Annotated in this window: 13 protein-coding genes; 4 read left to right on the top strand and 9 right to left on the bottom strand. The window is 74.0% G+C overall.

Going from position 1 to position 15,813, the window contains the following annotated elements; all coding sequences use genetic code 11:
• The first annotated feature begins 22 nt into the window (after nucleotides 1–22).
• Entirely contained in the window at nucleotides 23–616 is a 594-nt protein-coding gene (gene coaE / locus CCO04_RS15640; protein ID WP_215815070.1) for a dephospho-CoA kinase, read from the top strand.
• 4 nt (nucleotides 617–620) lie between these two features.
• Here coaE and CCO04_RS15635 read toward each other — a convergent pair whose 3' ends face one another.
• The 3 genes from CCO04_RS15635 to CCO04_RS15625 form a co-directional block, all read right to left on the bottom strand.
• Entirely contained in the window at nucleotides 621–1,610 is a 990-nt protein-coding gene (locus CCO04_RS15635; RefSeq protein ID WP_252373347.1) for an RNA polymerase sigma factor RpoD/SigA, read from the bottom strand.
• 182 nt (nucleotides 1,611–1,792) lie between these two features.
• A complete protein-coding gene (locus CCO04_RS15630) occupies nucleotides 1,793–3,949 on the bottom strand; it encodes a S9 family peptidase (RefSeq protein ID WP_215815069.1) in 2,157 nt (718 codons plus the stop codon).
• 10 nt (nucleotides 3,950–3,959) lie between these two features.
• Nucleotides 3,960–5,327: a DNA polymerase IV gene (locus CCO04_RS15625; protein ID WP_215815068.1), complete on the bottom strand. Its 1,368-nt coding sequence runs from the start codon at nucleotides 5,325–5,327 to the stop codon at nucleotides 3,960–3,962.
• A gap of 132 nt (nucleotides 5,328–5,459) precedes the next feature.
• Here CCO04_RS15625 and CCO04_RS15620 point away from each other — a divergent pair, with 132 nt between their 5' ends.
• Nucleotides 5,460–6,485, top strand: a complete 1,026-nt coding sequence (locus CCO04_RS15620; RefSeq protein ID WP_215815067.1) for a DUF4192 domain-containing protein — start codon at nucleotides 5,460–5,462, stop codon at nucleotides 6,483–6,485.
• Between the two features lie 212 nt (nucleotides 6,486–6,697).
• Entirely contained in the window at nucleotides 6,698–8,158 is a 1,461-nt protein-coding gene (locus CCO04_RS15615) for a glutamate-cysteine ligase family protein (RefSeq protein ID WP_215815066.1), read from the top strand.
• Nucleotides 8,159–8,176: 18 nt separating this feature from the next.
• Here CCO04_RS15615 and CCO04_RS15610 read toward each other — a convergent pair whose 3' ends face one another.
• A complete protein-coding gene (locus CCO04_RS15610) occupies nucleotides 8,177–8,629 on the bottom strand; it encodes a hypothetical protein (RefSeq protein WP_215815065.1) in 453 nt (150 codons plus the stop codon).
• Between the two features lie 107 nt (nucleotides 8,630–8,736).
• Between CCO04_RS15610 and CCO04_RS15605 the strand changes: the two genes are divergently transcribed.
• Nucleotides 8,737–9,648: a sulfurtransferase gene (locus CCO04_RS15605; RefSeq protein WP_215815064.1), complete on the top strand. Its 912-nt coding sequence runs from the start codon at nucleotides 8,737–8,739 to the stop codon at nucleotides 9,646–9,648.
• 25 nt (nucleotides 9,649–9,673) lie between these two features.
• Here the strand turns inward: CCO04_RS15605 and CCO04_RS15600 are convergent, their stop codons facing one another.
• The 5 genes from CCO04_RS15600 to CCO04_RS15580 all read right to left on the bottom strand — a co-directional run bounded on the left by CCO04_RS15600 (nucleotide 9,674) and on the right by CCO04_RS15580 (nucleotide 15,795).
• Entirely contained in the window at nucleotides 9,674–11,719 is a 2,046-nt protein-coding gene (locus CCO04_RS15600) for an SDR family oxidoreductase (protein ID WP_215815063.1), read from the bottom strand.
• A gap of 46 nt (nucleotides 11,720–11,765) precedes the next feature.
• Nucleotides 11,766–12,734 carry a septation protein SepH gene (gene sepH, locus CCO04_RS15595; RefSeq protein ID WP_215815062.1) on the bottom strand — a complete coding sequence of 323 codons (969 nt, stop codon included), beginning with the start codon at nucleotides 12,732–12,734 and terminating at the stop codon, nucleotides 11,766–11,768.
• A gap of 122 nt (nucleotides 12,735–12,856) precedes the next feature.
• On the bottom strand, nucleotides 12,857–13,288 hold the full coding sequence (locus CCO04_RS15590; protein WP_215815061.1) for a YchJ family protein: 432 nt from the start codon (nucleotides 13,286–13,288) through the stop codon (nucleotides 12,857–12,859).
• Nucleotides 13,281–14,600 (bottom strand): D-arabinono-1,4-lactone oxidase, encoded by a 1,320-nt coding sequence (locus CCO04_RS15585; RefSeq protein WP_215815060.1) that lies wholly within the window; start codon nucleotides 14,598–14,600, stop codon nucleotides 13,281–13,283. Before CCO04_RS15585 ends, CCO04_RS15590 begins: the two co-directional genes overlap by 8 nt.
• Entirely contained in the window at nucleotides 14,569–15,795 is a 1,227-nt protein-coding gene (locus tag CCO04_RS15580; protein WP_215815059.1) for an MFS transporter, read from the bottom strand. Before CCO04_RS15580 ends, CCO04_RS15585 begins: the two co-directional genes overlap by 32 nt.
• Nucleotides 15,796–15,813 lie beyond the last annotated feature (18 nt).

The raw sequence follows: 15,813 nt of genomic DNA, 5'->3' as shown, positions 1-15,813 counted from the left end.
GGGGCCACAGTAGGGTCCGCATGTGCGCGTCGGACTGACCGGGGGGATCGCCTCGGGGAAGAGCACTGTCTCGTCGATCCTCAGCGAGCTGGGGGCGGTCGTCATCGACGCCGACCTCATCGCCCGCGAGGTCGTGGCCCGGGGAACACCGGGCCTCGCGGCCGTGGTCGAGGCCTTCGGCCCCGAGATGCTGACCGCCGACGGCGACCTGGACCGGCCCCGCATGGGCGCGCTGGTCTTCGCCGACGAGGCGCGCCGCCGGGTGCTCGAGGGCATCGTGCACCCCCTCGTCTTCGAGCGCTACGCCGAGCTCGAGGCGGCCGCCCCCGCCGACGGCATCGTCGTCCACGACATCCCGCTGCTGGTCGAGTCGGGTCGCGCGGGGGAGTTCGACGCGGTCATCGTGGTCGACGCCCCCGAGGAGGTCCAGGTCGAGCGGATGGTCCGCGACCGGGGCTGGACCGAGGAGGACGCGCGGGCCCGGATGGCCGCTCAGGCGACCCGGGAGCAGCGGCGGGCGGTGGCGACGTACCTGATCGAGAACACGGGGACGCGCGAAGGCCTCCGCCAGCGTGTGACGGAGGTCTTCGAGGCGCTGCTCGCGCAGCCGGCCTAGGCGCTCAGGCGGCCGAGCCGGACGCCAGGTCCGGGTCGCCGAGGCGGCGCAGCTTCTGCAGCGCCTCGCGCTCGAGCTGGCGTACCCGCTCGGCGGAGATGCCGTGCTTGACGCCGATGTCGGCGAGCTTGTGCTGGCGGCCGTCGGTGAGGCCGTAGCGGGAGCGGATGATGTCGGCCGCGCGCGGGTCGAGCTGGTCGACGAGGCTGTTGAGCCGGTCGCGGGACTCGACGTCGAGGACGGTCAGGTCGGGGCCCGGCGCGGTCTCCTGGGCCATCAGGTCACCGAGGGAGGTGTCGCCGTCCTCGTCGACCGGGGTGTCGAGGCTCACGTGCTCGCGGCCCCAGGCCATCAGGTCGAGCACCCGCTCGACCTCCATGCCGAGCTCCTGGGCGATCTCGGCGGGCTCGGGGTCGCGGCCCAGCTGGCGCTCGAGGGTACGACGGGCGCCGCCGACCTGGTTGAGCTCCTCGACCACGTGCACCGGCAGCCGTACGACGCGCGCCTGCTGCGCGATGCCGCGGGTGATCGCCTGGCGCACCCACCAGGTGGCGTAGGTGGAGAACTTGTAGCCCTTGGCGTAGTCGAACTTCTCGACCGCGCGGATCAGGCCCGTGTTGCCCTCCTGGATCAGGTCCAGCATCGGCATCTGGGCCCGGCCGTACTTGCGGGCGATGGAGACCACGAGGCGCAGGTTGGCGTTGATGAACTCCGTGACGGCCTTGCGGCCCTCCTCGGCGATCCACTCCAGCTCGGCCTCGGAGGCCTGCTTGGGGGCGCCGCCCTTCTTGCGGCCGACGCGGCCCTGGGCGAGGAGGTGCTCGGCGAACAGGCCGGCCTCGATCGTCTTCGCGAGCTCGACCTCGCGAGCCGCGTCGAGCAGCGGGGTGCGGGCGATCTCGTCGAGGTAGAGACCGACGCTGTCGCGTCCCTCGATCTCGCGTCCGGTGTTCCGCTTGGTGCTCGTCGGCCGAGTCATCGTCGTGGTGGCCATCGCGTCCCTCCTTCGCCCGTGCGGGTGGAGCCCAGCCGCACATGTGGTTCCAACACTGGGGAGGTACCCGGGATTCCCGGGATCCTCCGGTGTTGCTCTCACAGGCAATGACGTCCGACGGTTCCTGGAAGTTGCGCCCTGAGCCGAATCTCAGGGAGTTCTCAAGTTCGGCCGCCCGACGCTCAGGAACCGAGCAGGGGACGCTCGGCCAGGCCCAGCCGGTCGAGGATCCACGCGAGGGTGAACGCCCGCTCCTCCCACGCCCGGTAGCGCCCGGAGACGCCGCCGTGCCCGGCCGCCATCTCGGTGCGCAGCAGGACGTCGGCCTGGGGTGCGCGCTCGCGCAGGCGGGCGACCCACTTGGCGGCCTCGACGTAGAGCACGCGGGTGTCGTTGAGCGAGGTCTCGGCGAGGATCGCGGGGTAGGGCAGGTCCGCGACGTTCTCGTACGGCGCGTAGCCGGCGATCCGCGCGTAGGCGACGGGGTCGTCGGACGGGTTGCCCCACTCGTCGTACTCGGGGATGGTCAGGGGGAGCGTGGCGTCGAGCATCGTGGTCAGGGTGTCGACGAAGGGGACGCCGGCGACGAGTCCGCCGAAGGCCTCGGGGGCCTGGTTGGCGACGGCGCCGATGAGCAGGCCGCCGGCGCTCGCGCCCTCGCCGACGATCTGGCCGGCCGTGGTCCAGCCGGTCTCGACCAGGTGGCGGGCGCTGGCGATGAAGTCGTCGAACGTGTGCTGCTTGTGCTCGAGCTTGCCGTCGTCGTACCAGTGCCGGCCCATCTCGCCGCCGCCGCGGATGTGGGCGATCGCGAACGCGGCGCCCCGGTCGAGCGTGGAGAGCCGGGCGACCGAGAAGTAGGGGTCGATCGAGGCCTCGTAGGCGCCGTAGCCGTAGAGGTGGACGGGGATCGGGTCGGTCCCGGCGGCGCCGCGGACGCCCTTGCGGACGACGAGCGAGATCGGCACCTGGACGCCGTCGACCGAGGTCGCCCAGAGGCGGTGCTCCTCGTACTCGTCGGCGTCGTAGCCGCCGAGGACGGGGGCCTGCTTGCGCAGCACGAGCTCGCCGGTGCGCAGGTCGTGGTCGTAGACCGCCGACGGGCGGCTCAGGCTGGTCATGCCGACCCGGATGGTGGGCTGCTCGAAGGCGGGGTTGCTGCCTGCGCCGACGGTGGCGAGCTCACCCGGGAACTCCACGAAGCGGTCGGCGGTCACCGGGGCGGCGGGGTCGCTGCCGAGGTCGAGGATCCGCACCTGGCTGCTGCCGTTGCTGCGCTGCTGGACCACGAGGTGGTCGGCGAACGCGTCGACGTCCTCGAGCCGGACCGCGAGGTCGTGGGGGAGCAGCGGCTGCCAGTCGGCGGGCGCGGTGGGGCTGGCCGGGGCGTGGCCGAGCTCGAACTCCGGTCCGGTGGCGTTGTGCAGGACCAGGAAGCGGTCCTGACCGCCGACGACCGCGTGCTCCAGGGAGTACTCGACGCCGTCGGTGCGCTCGGCGAAGCAGAAGGGCGTCGCGGTCGGGTCGGTGGCGTCGATGACGTGGAACTCGGAGGTCGTCTTCGAGCTCGCGGCGATCATCACGTAGCGCCTGCTCCGGGTCCGGCCGACGCCGACGAAGTAGCGGCCGTCGGGCTCGTGGAAGACCAGCTCGTCGTCGGCCTGGGCGGTGCCGAGGCGGTGCCGCCAGACCTTGTCGGGACGCCAGGCGTCGTCGACGGTCGTGTAGTAGAAGTGGTCGGTCGAGGCGCCCCAGGTGACGCCGCCGAGGACGTCGGTGAGCACGTCGTCGTGCAGCGCGCGGGTGGCCAGGTCGAGCACCCGCACGGTGTAGCGCTCGTCGCCGACCGTGTCGACGGCGTACGCCAGCAGGCGGTCGTCGGGGCTCACCGAGGAGCCGCCGAGGGAGAAGAAGTCGTGGCCCTCGGCGAGGCTGTCGAGGTCGAGGAGCACCTCCTCGCCGGGCAGCGCGGGCTGGTCGGGGGTCGCATCGGCCGCGGGCTGCGGGGGCGTCCAGTCGTCGGGGTCGGCGACGGGGACGCGGCAGCTGGCGCCGTACTGGCGGCCCTCGAAGGAGCGCCCGTAGTACCAGAACCCGCGCACCCGGGTCGGGACCGACAGGTCGGTCTCGAGGGTGCGGGCCTTGATCTCGTCGTAGATCGCGCCGCGCAGGTCGGCGAGGTGGTCCGTGCGCTCCTGGGTGTAGGCGTTCTCGGCCTCCAGGTGGGCGATGACCGCCGGGTCCTCCTTGGCGCGCAGCCACTCGTACTCGTCGGTGCGGGTGTGGCCGTGCAGCGTCGTGGTGACGGGGTGGCGCGGAGCGCTCGGAGGGACGGGCATGCGCCGAACGCTACTGCGGGTCCGGTTGCTCCGGCTGCGGCGGTCGCCACCGGCTCAGCCCGGGGTCGTCGGCGCGGAAGGAGCGGACCGGTCCGGGCGGCGTCTCGGCGGTCTCGAAGCGGACCGTCACCACCCCCTTGCCGGCGCCCCAGACCCAGCCCCGGCCGTGCTCGGTGTGGACGACGTCCATCCCGGGGGACCACGACGAGCCGGTCCACCGGGCGCCGGCCTGGTCGGGCTCCGGCTCGGGCGTGGCGGCCTCGTCGGCGGTGGGCTCCTCGGTCTCCGCGTCCTCCTCGGGGCCGGCCGCCGCGAAGAGGTCCTCCTGGATCCAGTCGGCCAGCCCGGAGACGCCGACGCCGAGCAGGCGGACGCCGCCGGAGGTGTCGAGGTCGTCGAGCAGGGTCCGCGCCAGCCGGGCGATGGTCGCGGGGTCGTCGGTCGGCGCGGGCAGCGTCGAGGAGCGGCTGAGCGTGGTGAAGTCGTAGAGCCGGACCTTGAGCGTGATGGTCCGGCCCGAGACGCCGCCGCCCCGCATCCGGCGGGCGACCTCGCCGGACTGGCGGGTCACGATCGCGGCCATCTGCTGGCGGTCGGTGAGGTCGTTCTCGTAGGTGCCCTCGACGCTGACCGACTTGGCCTCGCGGTCGGCGACCACGGGCCGGTCGTCCTCCGCGCGGGCCAGGTGGAACAGGCCCTGGCCCAGCGCCTTGCCGACCAGCCGGACGAGCTCGTCCTGGCTGATCCGCTCCAGCTCGGCGACCGTGTGGATGCCGGCGCGCCGCAGCCGCTCCACGGTCGCCGGGCCGACGCCCGGGATCACCGAGACGTGCATCGGACGCAGCATCGCCAGCTCGGTACCGGGCTCGACCACGACCAGCCCGTCGGGCTTGCGCAGGTCGCTGGCGATCTTGGCCAGGAACTTCGACGAGGCGACCCCCACCGAGGCGGTCAGCCCGCCGGTCACCTCGTGGACCCGGGCGCGCAGCTCCTCGGCCTGGGCGGTCACCGTCGGCAGCTCCAGGTCGGGCAGCCCCGCCTCGGCCAGGTCGACGAACGCCTCGTCCAGCGAGAGCGGCTCGACCAGGGGAGAGCAGGCCCGCAGCACCGCCATCACCGCGGCGCTGGTCGCGCGGTAGGCCTCGAAGCGGCCGGTGAGGTACGCCGCGTGCGGGCACCGGGCGCGGGCCTCGCGGGTGGACATGGCCGACCGGACGCCGTACGCGCGGGCCTCGTAGGACGCCGTCGACACCACGCCCCGCCCGCCGGTCCCACCCACGACCACCGGCTTGCCCCGCAACGACGGCTTGTCGCGCTGCTCCACCGCCGCGAAGAACGCGTCGAGGTCCAGGTGGAGGACCGAAGCGTGGGCGCGCACGGCGTCACGTTAGTCGTCTCCCACCCCACCACCGACCCCGGAACCTCCCCAACCCCCTCCGCCACCCCCACTCCCTCCACAGCCCCCACCACGCCCACCCCACCCCTCGCCCTCCCACCCGACCCTTCTCCCATGACCACCGCCCCGCTCTCCCTGACCGCCCACGACGCCGACGACCTCCTCGCCGTCGCGCCGGTGCTCCTCGGGTTCTGGCCCGAGCGCTCGATCGTGATGCTCACCCTCGGCGCGCGCCGGCCCTTCCACGCCCGCATCGACCTGCCACCGCTCGACGTGCAGACGCCCCGCGTGCGCCGCCTGCTCGACACCCGCCTCCTCGAACCCGCCCGGCGCCACGGCGCGGCCCGGGTGGTCCTCCTCTACTTCACCGACGAGCCCGTCGCGGCCGCCGCCGTCCACCGCGCGCTGCGCCGGTGCTGCGCCCACCGAGGCCTCGGCATCGTCACCGCCCTGCTCGCCGACGGCACCCACTACCGCGAGCTCGAGCACCCCGATCCCGTCCAGCGCCGCCGCCGGCATCCCTACGACCTCACCGGCCACCCCTTCGTCCGCGACGCCCTCGCCTCGGGCCGCCTGGCCCACCCGACCCGCGACGCGATGGTCGGCTCGCTCGCCCAGCAGCCCGCCGCCGCAGCCGCGGTGGCCGCGGCCCTCGTCGCCCAAGGCCACGCCGACCGCGGCATCCCCACCACCGGCCGGGCGATCCGCGACGCCGGCCGCTGGGCGCTGGCCACCGTGGCCGACCTGGTCGCCGGCTCCGTACCGCCCACCGACGCCGACCTGGCCCGGCTCCTCTGGGTGATGCAGGCGCCCCGGGTCCGCGACGCGGCCTGGTCCCACCTGGTCGCCGCCACCGCGGGCGCGCACGTCCGGCTCTGGTCCGACGCCCTGCGCCGCGCGCCCGAGGCCCTCGTCCCGGCCCCCGCCGCACTGCTCGGCTGGGCCGCCTGGCAGTCCGGCGACGGCGCCCTCGCCTGGGCCGCCGTCGACCGCTGCCGCCAGGTCGACCCGGACTACCGGCTCGCCGACTACCTCGCCGTGCTCCTCGACCACGCGGTCTCGCCGGACCAGTGGAGCGGCGACTTCGACTGGGCCGCGGGCCTGCCCCCGGCCGCCCAGCCCGCGGACGCGCCGCCCTAGGGCGAGTCTCGCGAGTCCGCGCCTGCTGCGCGGCGTTTGCGACCGACCTGGCGGCGTTGTCGAGCACTCGACCCACTTTCGGCCCCGCCGTCGGCCCGCCCTCGTCCCTCCGCCTGGCCCGATCGGCCGCAAACACCGCCCGCGGCGGCGCGGACTTCACAGACACGCCCTAGGGCCTCGCTCCCAGCGTCGGTTCTGTCTAGTGTCGGTCCATGGGAGATGACGTCGCGGCCCAGGAGTTCACCCCCGCCGACCGGACCCGCTACCGGGACAAGGTGCGCCGCTGCCTCGACGTGTTCGAGCGGATGCTGCGCGAGTCGGCCTTCGACACCGACGACCCGTGGACCGGCATCGAGGTCGAGCTCAACCTCGTCGACGCCGCGGGCGACCCAGTGCTGCGCAACGCCGAGGTGCTCGACGCCATCGCGGACCCGGACTTCCAGACCGAGCTCGGCCAGTTCAACATCGAGCTCAACCTGCCGCCCGGGCCGCTCGCCCGCGGGGGACTGGAGCAGTACGAGACCCAGCTGCGCGCCAGCCTCAACAACGCCGAGAAGCGCGCGGCCGAGCTCGAGGCCCACCTGGTGATGATCGGGATCCTCCCGACCCTCGCGCCCGAGCACCTCGCCGCCGACGCGCTCAGCGCCAACCCGCGCTACCGGCTGCTCAGCGAGCAGATCCTCCAGGCGCGCGGCGAGGACATCCAGATCGACATCCAGGGCGTGGAGCGGCTGCGGGCCACGGTCGACACGATCATGCCCGAGGCGGCGTGCACGAGCACCCAGTTCCACGTCCAGGTGAGCCCGGAGCGCTTCGCGTCGTACTGGAACGCGTCCCAGGCGATCGCCGGTGTGCAGATCGCGGTGGGCGCCAATGCGCCGTACCTGCTGGGCAAGCACCTGTGGGCCGAGACCCGGATCCCGCTCTTCGAGCAGGCCACCGACACCCGCGCCGAGGAGCTCAAGGTCCAGGGCGTGCGGCCACGGGTGTGGTTCGGCGAGCGCTGGATCACCTCGGTCTTCGACCTCTTCGAGGAGAACGTGCGCTACTTCCCGGCGCTGCTGCCGGTCATCGACGACGAGGACCCGCTCACCGTCCTCGAGGCCGGCGGTACGCCGAACCTCTCCGAGCTGCGCCTGCACAACGGGACCATCTACCGCTGGAATCGCCCCGTCTACGACATCACCGGCGGCCTGCCCCACCTGCGCGTGGAGAACCGGATCCTCGCCGCCGGCCCGACCGTCGTCGACACCGTGGCCAACGCCGCCTTCTACTTCGGCCTGGTCCGCGCCATCGCCGAGAACGACCGGCCGCTGTGGTCCCAGATGTCCTTCAGCGCGGCTGAGGAGAACTTCCACGCCGCCGCCCGCGACGGCATCAACGCCGAGATCTACTGGCCCGGCCTGGGCCGGGTGCGCGCCACCGAGCTCGTCGTACGGCGTCTGCTGCCGCTGGCCCGCGAGGGCCTCGCCCTGTGGGGCGTCGAGGAGGCTGAGGCCAACCGCTACCTCGACATCATCGAGCAGCGCTGCCTGGCCGGGACCAACGGCGCCGACTGGTTCGTCCGCCGCGTCGACGACTTCCGCGACCTCGACCGCTACGACGCACTCCGCGCGGTCCTCGCCGACTACCGCGCCCGCATGCACGACAACGCGCCGGTCCACACCTGGTGAGGCGCCGGCGTCCTGCCGTCACGGCTCGGTCGGCCGGATCCGGCTCCAGGTCCGCCCGACCCCCGAGCGCGGGTCCCGCCACGACCGCCGGGTCACCACGACCAGGTCGAGGCTGACCCCCAGCTCCGGGCCGGCGCAGCCGACCGCCGCCGCCCAGGCGAGGTCCTCCAGGTCCGGACCGTCGACCGGACGCGTCAGCCACAGCAGCGGTACGACGCCCCGGGCCAGGTGGTCGCGGCACAGCGCCTCGACCACCTCGATCCGCAGCGCGAGGTCGAGCGGCTCGCCCCGCCGTACCTCGAAGCGGCGCAGGCCCGCCGCACCACCGCCCGGCAGTCCCGCCTGGAGCACGGCCGGGTAGCGCCGCCGCGGCTCCTGTGCCGCGTGCTCCCGGACCGCCCGCCGCAGCACCCGCTGGAGCAGCAGCGGCACCGGTGCCTGGATCCCGGCGGACGTCGTGGGCGTGGACATGCCTGGAGCCTGCCCGATCCGGAGCCCGGCCGGGCGCCTCCTCCACAGGCCCGCCCGGAGCCCGAGCCGGGAGCCCGAATCCCGGATCCGCCGCCTAGGCTGGCGCCATGACCGCCACGACGAGGTCCGGGAGGTCCGGGCTGATCGGTGCCGACGAGCTGGTCCGCGAGCTGGGCGCGGGACGGGTCCCGGTCACCGTCCTCGACGTCCGCTACCGCGCCGGCGACCGCGCGCCGGGAGCCGGAGCGGCGGAGTTCGCCGCGGGCCACGTCCCCGGCGCGGTCTACGTCGACCTCGACGACGCCCTCGCCGCGCCTCCCGGCGACGGCAGCCGCGGCCGGCACCCACTGCCCGCGACCGCGGACTTCGAGGCGGCGATGCGGCGCGCCGGAGTCCGCGACGACCGCCCCGTCATCGTGTACGACGACTGGGCCGGCCACGCCGCGGCCCGGTGCTGGTGGCTGCTGCGGTACCACGGGCACCCGGACGTCCGTGTCCTCGACGGCGGCTGGTCGGCCTGGCTGGCCGACGGCGGCCCGACCGAGACCGGCCCCGGGGCCCCGACGCGGGCGCCGGGTGCCGACCCGAGCCCGGCCGAGCCGCCCGGCACCGCCACGTTCACCGCCCGCCCCGGCCGGATGCCGGTCGTCGACGTCACCACCGTCCAGCAGGCCGGGGTGGTGATCGACGCGCGCGCGGCGGAGCGCTACCGCGGCGAGGTGGAGCCGATCGACCCGGTGGCGGGCCACGTACCGGGCGCGGTCAACGTCCCGACCAGCCGCAACCTCGACGACCAGGGCCGGTTCCGCGACCCGGCCGCGCTGGCCGCGACCTATGCCGAGGTCGGCGCGGTGCCCGGGGGAGACGTGGCGGTGGCCGTCTACTGCGGCTCTGGCGTCACCGCCGCCCACGACGTCCTGGCGCTGGAGCTCGCCGGGGTCCGGGCCGCGCTCTACCCGGGCAGCTGGAGCGAGTGGGTCGCGGATCCGTCCCGGCCCGTCGCCACCACCGACGCCTGAGCCTGCCGGGCACGCACGCCCGACGTCACCAGTGCACGCCCCGGAACAGCTGGGCGAGCAGCATCTGCTCGGTCTCCCGGTGGTTCGAGGCAGGCGCCTCCTCGGCCGCGGCGGCCGCCGACGAGGCGGGCTTCTGGCCCTTGGCGGCGGCCGAGTCCGGGAACACCTGGTAGGCCAGGTTGAGCACCCGGAAGGCCGTGCGTGGGGCGATCGTGTGGGCGAGCTCGCCGGCGGTGCCGAGGGCGGTGTTGATCTCGTGCGGCTTGTCGACCATCGCCTTGATCACCACGTCCGCGGCCTGGGCCGGGGAGATGGTGGGGAACTTGTCGTAGATCTTGGTCGGGGCGATCATCGGCGTCCGCACGAGCGGCATGTGCACGTTGGTGAAGGTGATGCCGTGGCCGACGACCTCGGAGGAGACGACATTGCTCCAGGCGTCGAGGGCCGCCTTCGAGGCCACGTACGCCGAGAAGCGCGGCGGGTTGGTCTGCACGCCGATCGAGGAGATGTTGACGATGTGGCCCGAGCGCTGGCTGTGCAGCTGGGGCATGAGGCCCATGACGAGGCGGATCGCGCCGAAGTAGTTGAGCTGCATGGTGCGCTCGAAGTCGTGGAAGCGGTCCTGGGAGAGCTTCAGGGAGCGGCGGATGGAGCGGCCGGCGTTGTTGATGACGTAGTCGACGCTCGGCAGGTCGGTGCTGAGCTGCTCGCAGAGGCGGTCGATGGCCTCGAGGTCGGACAGGTCGCAGGGGAAGACCTCGGCGCGGCCGCCGCGCATCTCGATGATGGCCTTGGTGGCCTCGAGCTTCTCCTTGCCGCGGGCGACGAGGACGGGGATGCCGCCGGCCTGGGCGACCTTGAGGGCGACGACCTGGCCGATGCCCGAGGAGGCGCCGGTGATGACGACGTACTTGTCCTTGAGGGCGGCGACGGCCTTGGGGTCGCGGCCGGTGGCGTCGTCGAGGTTCTCCTCCCAGTAGCCCCACAGGGCGCGGGCGTAGGTCTCCAGGGGCGGCACGCTGATGCCGGAACCGGTGAGGGCGCGCTCGGTGGCGCGGGAGTCGAAGACCGAGGGGAACGAGGTGTGGGCGAGGACCTCGGCCGGGATCCCGAGCCGGCCGACGGTCTGGTCGAGGACGAGCTGGGCCGGGGTGCTGCGCAGGACGGCGTTCATCAGGTTGATGGGGCGCAGGGCGCGGGGGAGCAGGGCGAGCGGTCCGGCGGTTGTGACCGAGCGGTCGACGGGGGTCGCGAAGCGCGGGGCGCCGGCGGCACCGCAGAAGGCGTTGATCATCTCGATCACCGGCTGCGGCTCGGGGTTGACCAGGTGGAAGGCCTCGCCGTCGTGGTCGGGGACGTGGGCGAGGTGGTCCATCGCCTTGGCGACGTAGTCGACCGGCACCAGGTTGGTGTCGCCGAGGTCGAGCCCGACGAGGGGGAGCCAGGCCGGCAGGGCGTCGCGGAGGCGCTTGATGACGGGGAAGAAGTAGTACGGACCGTCGATCTTGTCCATCGCGCCGGTCTCGGAGTGGCCGACCACGATCGCCGGGCGGTAGACCCGCCAGGGGATGGTGGCCTCGTCGCGGACGATCTTCTCGGACTCGTACTTCGTCCGGTGGTACGGCGACGGGAGCGGCTGGCCCTCCTCGAACATCGTCTCGTCGAAGCGGCCGTGGTGGTCCCCGGCCGCGGCGACCGAGGACACCTGGTGGAACACCCCGGCCCGGAGCGACTCGGCCAGGGTGAGGGCGTTGCGGGTGCCGTCGATGTTCATCGCGTCGTTGGTCGCGTCGTCGGCCGTGATGTCGTAGATGGCCGCGAGGTGGAAGAAGTGGTCGATCGTGCCGGCGTGCTCGGCGACCCAGTCCGGGTCGACGCCGAGGCCGGGCTGGGTGAGGTCGCCGACCACGGGCTGGACCCGGTCGGAGCCCCACTGCCGCACGAGCGCCTCCATGCGCGGGAGCGACGACGCGCGCACGAGCACGAAGACCGGACCCTCGCGGTGGTCGACGAGCTCGGCGATGAGGTGGCGCCCGATGAAGCCGGTGGCGCCGGTCACGAAGTAGGCCATGCGCGCACGCTACGCGCTTTTGCCCGGTCGCGGACCGGGCTGCGGCCTACTGGTCGCCGCCGCCGAACATGATCTCGTCCCAGCTCGGGACGGACGCGCGGCCGCGCTTCTTCTGCACCGGCCGGCGGTGCCGGGCGCGCTCGGCTTCCGCCTCCGCTTCCGCCTCGGCGTCGGACGCGGCGTCCGGCGTGGCCAGGGTGTCGGGCTCGGCCTCGATCGCGGCCTCGGGTGCCGTGGCGCGGAGCGGCTCGTCGGCGGGTGCGGCCGGCGCGGGGGCGGCGGGCACCTCGTCGAAGGCGTCGCCCAGGGGCAGCGCGGCGTCGCCGAGCGGCAGCTCCTCGGCCGGTACGGCGGCCAGCCGCCGCTCGCGCACCTGCTGGAGGTCGTCGCGGGCCGGCGGGGCGGTGACGGGCAGCACGTCGCCGATCAGCCAGCGGGCGTCGTCGTTGTCGGAGAGCACGTAGTTGCCCGGGGCGTCGTAGGTGAACCGGGCGATGCCACCGCGCTCGTCGGTGTCGAAGGTGCCGGTGAGCACCCAGCGGCCGGTGTCGCGGCGGTAGGCGTCCCACACGACGGTCGTCGGGTCGGCGCCGCGCCCACGCAGGTGGGCGGCGACGGCGTCGCCGAGGACCCGGCTCTGGGCCTGGCCGGTGCCCTCGCCGGGGGTGCGGCGCACGGAGGCCTTCTGGGCGCGTCCGGCGACGTGCTCGCGCTCGGCGAGGACCGGTCCGACATAGGGCATGATCGCCTCGACCGTGGTGCCGGCGGCCTCGGCGACCGTCTCGGCGGACTCGCCGGCGCGGATCCGGGTCTGGATCTCGCGGGGCCGGATGCTGCTGCTCATCGGGGTCTCCAATCGACGCGGTGAGTCACCACGCACCGCGGTGCGGAGCTCAGGCGTGATGTCGAGGGTGTAGGTGGTGCCCTGCTCGTCCACCAGCTGCAGGCGGCGCGGGGTGGTGCCCGCGGCGAGGGTGAGGCGCACGGGGCGGTCCGTGCCGCCCTGGTCCGCCATGTCGCTCATCATTCCCTCGGGTCGTCTGCAGTTCTTGAAGGTGCTGAAAGGTGCTGGTCGCCTGCTCGGACGAGCCTACGCCGCGCGGCTCCCCGGAGCGGGACCCACGCCGGGCGCGCCGGTCATTTGTCGACAATGGGCGCGGCCGCGCGCGACCAGCGGGCCTTGCCGCGCACGTAGAGCCACGCCTCGCCCTGGCGCCGGAACCGGCTGACCTCGTGCAGCGCCCCGGGGACGCCGTCGATCTCGTGGCGGGCGAGGAACTCCACGACGCCGCGCTTCTCGCCGATCCCGCCACCGTCGGCGCCGAGCACCTCGAGGCCGGTCCAGCGGATCCGGTCGTCCAGGTCGAGGGACGGCGGCCGGGTGGCGGGGTGCCAGGTGTGCAGCAGGTACGACGCGAGCCCCTTGGTGAACGCCGAGTACCGCGAGCGCATCAGCTCCTCGGCCGTCGGCGCCGAGCCCGGCGCGCGGTGGAAGGGCCGGCAGCAGTCGTCGTAGGTCCGCCCGGAGTCGCAGGGGCAGGCCGGCCGGCCGCCGGCGGCCTCAGGCACCGAGCACCCGGTCGAGGTAGGCGTTGGTGAACACCCGGTCGGGGTCGAGCCGGTCGCGCAGCACGAGGAAGTCGGCGAAGCGCGGGTAGAGCGGCGCCAGCCCCTCGACCCCGCGGGTGTGCAGCTTGCCCCAGTGCGGACGGCCCTCGTGGGCGCGCATGATCGGCTCGAGCAGCCCGAAGTAGGCCGTGTGGTCGGCGCGGTGGTGGGTGTGGAAGGCCAGGTAGAACGAGTCGCGCTGGTACGACGTCGACAGCGCCACGTCGTCGGGCGGCGCGACCCGGATCTCGACCGGGAACGACACCTTCAGGCCCGAGCGCTCGAAGGCGGTGCGGCACTCGCGCAGCACGTCGAGGCCGACCTCGCGCGGGACGGCGTACTCCATCTCGCGGAAGACGACATTGCGCTCGGTGGTGAACACCCGGTGCGCGATGTCGGCGTAGGTGCGCGGGCCGAGCAGCCGCGACGCGAACCGGTTGGCCGCCGGGATCGCCCGCGGGGCCAGGTTGAGCGCGGCGGTCTGGGCGCCGAAGACCTTGTTGGAGAGCAGCTCGTCGTCGAGCCAGGCCCGCCAGCGGGGGAGCGGCTCGGCCGCGGAGAGGTCGGTGCCGACCCGGGTGTTGCGCTTGGTCAGCATCCGGTCGGAGTGGGGGAACCAGTACATGTCGACGTGGTCGTGGGCCGCGGTGAGGTCGTCGAAGGAGGCCATCGCGTCGTCCCACGACATCGGCTGCTCCTCGGCCCGCAGCAGGAAGAGCGGCTCGACCGCGAAGGTGAGCGTGACGAGCACGCCGAGCGCGCCGAGGCCGACCCGGCCGAGCGCGAGGACGTCGGGGTTCTCGGTGGCCGAGGCGCGCAGCACCTCGCCGGTGCCGGTGACCAGCTCGAAGCCGACGACCTGGGCGGCCAGGCCGGCGGCGCGGCCGCCGGTGCCGTGGGTACCGGTGGAGATCGCCCCGGCCAGGGTCTGCTCGGCGATGTCGCCCATGTTGTGCAGGCTCAGGCCGAGGCGCGCGAGCTCGGCGTTGAACACCTTGAGCTGGGTGCCGGCGAGCGCGGTGACGGTCATCGCCTCGCGGTCGACGGCGACGATGCCGCGCATCCGGTCGGGGCGCAGGTGGATGTCGTCGGGCACCGCGATGCCGGTGAAGCTGTGCCCGGTGCCGGCGGCCTTCACGGTGCGTCCGGCGGCGCGGGCCCGGGTCACCAGGTCGGCGACCTCGGTCGCGTCGGCCGGTGCCGCGACCTGGAGCCCGGTCGCGGACTCCAGGCCGGACCAGTTACGCCAGGTGCTCGGCTGGGGGGTGCTCATGGGGACGCACGCTATCCGGCACGGCCACGACCTTGACCAGCAGCGCGCCGATCAGGGCCAGGGTCCCGCCCACCAGGCACACGAGGTACGCCGGGGAGGCGCCCGCGTGGTCGATCACGACGCCGGCGACCGCGGCGCCGGGCGCCAGACCGACGGCGAGGCCGGTCTGGATGAAGGCCATGCCCTCGGTGAGCCGGGCCGGCGGCAGCACCTTCTCGGCCAGCGACATCGCCGCGATGAGCGTGGGGGAGACCGCGACGCCGCCGAGCAGCAGCACCACGGCCATCAGCCCGATGTTGGGGACCAGGGCGAGGGGCGCGGCGGCGAGCATCATGCCGAAGGCGCCGATCCGCAGCCGGGTCAGCGGCCCGCGGCGCCAGGTGATCGCGCCGGAGACGACCCCGGCGAGCAGGCTGCCGAAGGCCCAGATGCCCAGCAGGACGCCCGCCAGCGACTTGTGCCCCTGCTCGTCGGCGAACGCGACGGTGACCACCTCGGCGGCGCCGAAGACGATGCCGAGCGCGGCCGCGACCAGCGTGAGCGGCGCGATCGCCCGCCACGGCATCGGCGGCCGGGTCGTGCCGGTGGAGGTCCGCGGGTGCGCGGGCGGCTCGGTGCCGCGCTGGGCGGCGAAGACGTAGGTGCCGATCAGGCCGCAGGCCAGCGCGGTCCACAGCCCGGCGGCCGGGTGCACGCTCGTCGCGAGCACGGTCACCGCGATCGGACCGAACAGGAAGACGGTCTCGTCGCCGACCGCCTCGTAGGAGAACGCCGTGTGCAGCCGCTCGGGCCGGTCGGCGAGGTGGTGCGACCAGCGGGCGCGTACGCAGCTGCCGACCGAGGGGAGCGAGGCTCCGGTCAGCGCGGCGAAGGCGTACGTCGTCCAGCGCGGCCAGTCCCACTCCAGGGTGCCCATCGCGAGCGCGAGCCCGGCGCCCCACACGGTGATGACGACCGGCAGCACCCGGCTCTGGCCGAGCCGGTCGATGAGGCGTCCCTGGACGATCGCGAAGCACGCGTTGGCGACCAGCGCGACGGCCGAGACCGAGCCCGCGAACGCGTAGGAGCCGGTCTGGTGCTCGGCCAGGAGGACGATGCCCAGGCCCACCATCGAGATGGGCAGCCGGGCCACCAGACCGGTCAGGCTGAACAGCGCCGTCGCGGGCGTGAAGATCTGGCGATAGGTCTGCAACATCGTGGCGTCATCGTCCTC

Source organism: Pimelobacter sp. 30-1 (assembly GCF_018831735.1).
Classification (GTDB): domain Bacteria; phylum Actinomycetota; class Actinomycetes; order Propionibacteriales; family Nocardioidaceae; genus Nocardioides.
This window is presented reverse-complemented; position numbering and strand designations above follow the sequence as displayed.

What these genes read in the sequence shown, in the direction of transcription:
- CCO04_RS15610 (WP_215815065.1), bottom strand. Translation starts at nt 8,629, where the DNA reads ATGTCCACGCCCACGACGTCCGCCGGGATCCAGGCACCGGTGCCGCTG.
- CCO04_RS15620 (WP_215815067.1), top strand. Translation starts at nt 5,460, where the DNA reads ATGACCACCGCCCCGCTCTCCCTGACCGCCCACGACGCCGACGACCTC.
- CCO04_RS15580 (WP_215815059.1), bottom strand. Translation starts at nt 15,795, where the DNA reads ATGTTGCAGACCTATCGCCAGATCTTCACGCCCGCGACGGCGCTGTTC.
- CCO04_RS15635 (WP_252373347.1), bottom strand. Translation starts at nt 1,610, where the DNA reads ATGGCCACCACGACGATGACTCGGCCGACGAGCACCAAGCGGAACACC.
- sepH (WP_215815062.1), bottom strand. Translation starts at nt 12,734, where the DNA reads ATGGCGGACCAGGGCGGCACGGACCGCCCCGTGCGCCTCACCCTCGCC.
- CCO04_RS15605 (WP_215815064.1), top strand. Translation starts at nt 8,737, where the DNA reads ATGACCGCCACGACGAGGTCCGGGAGGTCCGGGCTGATCGGTGCCGAC.
- CCO04_RS15615 (WP_215815066.1), top strand. Translation starts at nt 6,698, where the DNA reads ATGGGAGATGACGTCGCGGCCCAGGAGTTCACCCCCGCCGACCGGACC.
- CCO04_RS15630 (WP_215815069.1), bottom strand. Translation starts at nt 3,949, where the DNA reads ATGCCCGTCCCTCCGAGCGCTCCGCGCCACCCCGTCACCACGACGCTG.
- CCO04_RS15600 (WP_215815063.1), bottom strand. Translation starts at nt 11,719, where the DNA reads ATGGCCTACTTCGTGACCGGCGCCACCGGCTTCATCGGGCGCCACCTC.
- CCO04_RS15585 (WP_215815060.1), bottom strand. Translation starts at nt 14,600, where the DNA reads ATGAGCACCCCCCAGCCGAGCACCTGGCGTAACTGGTCCGGCCTGGAG.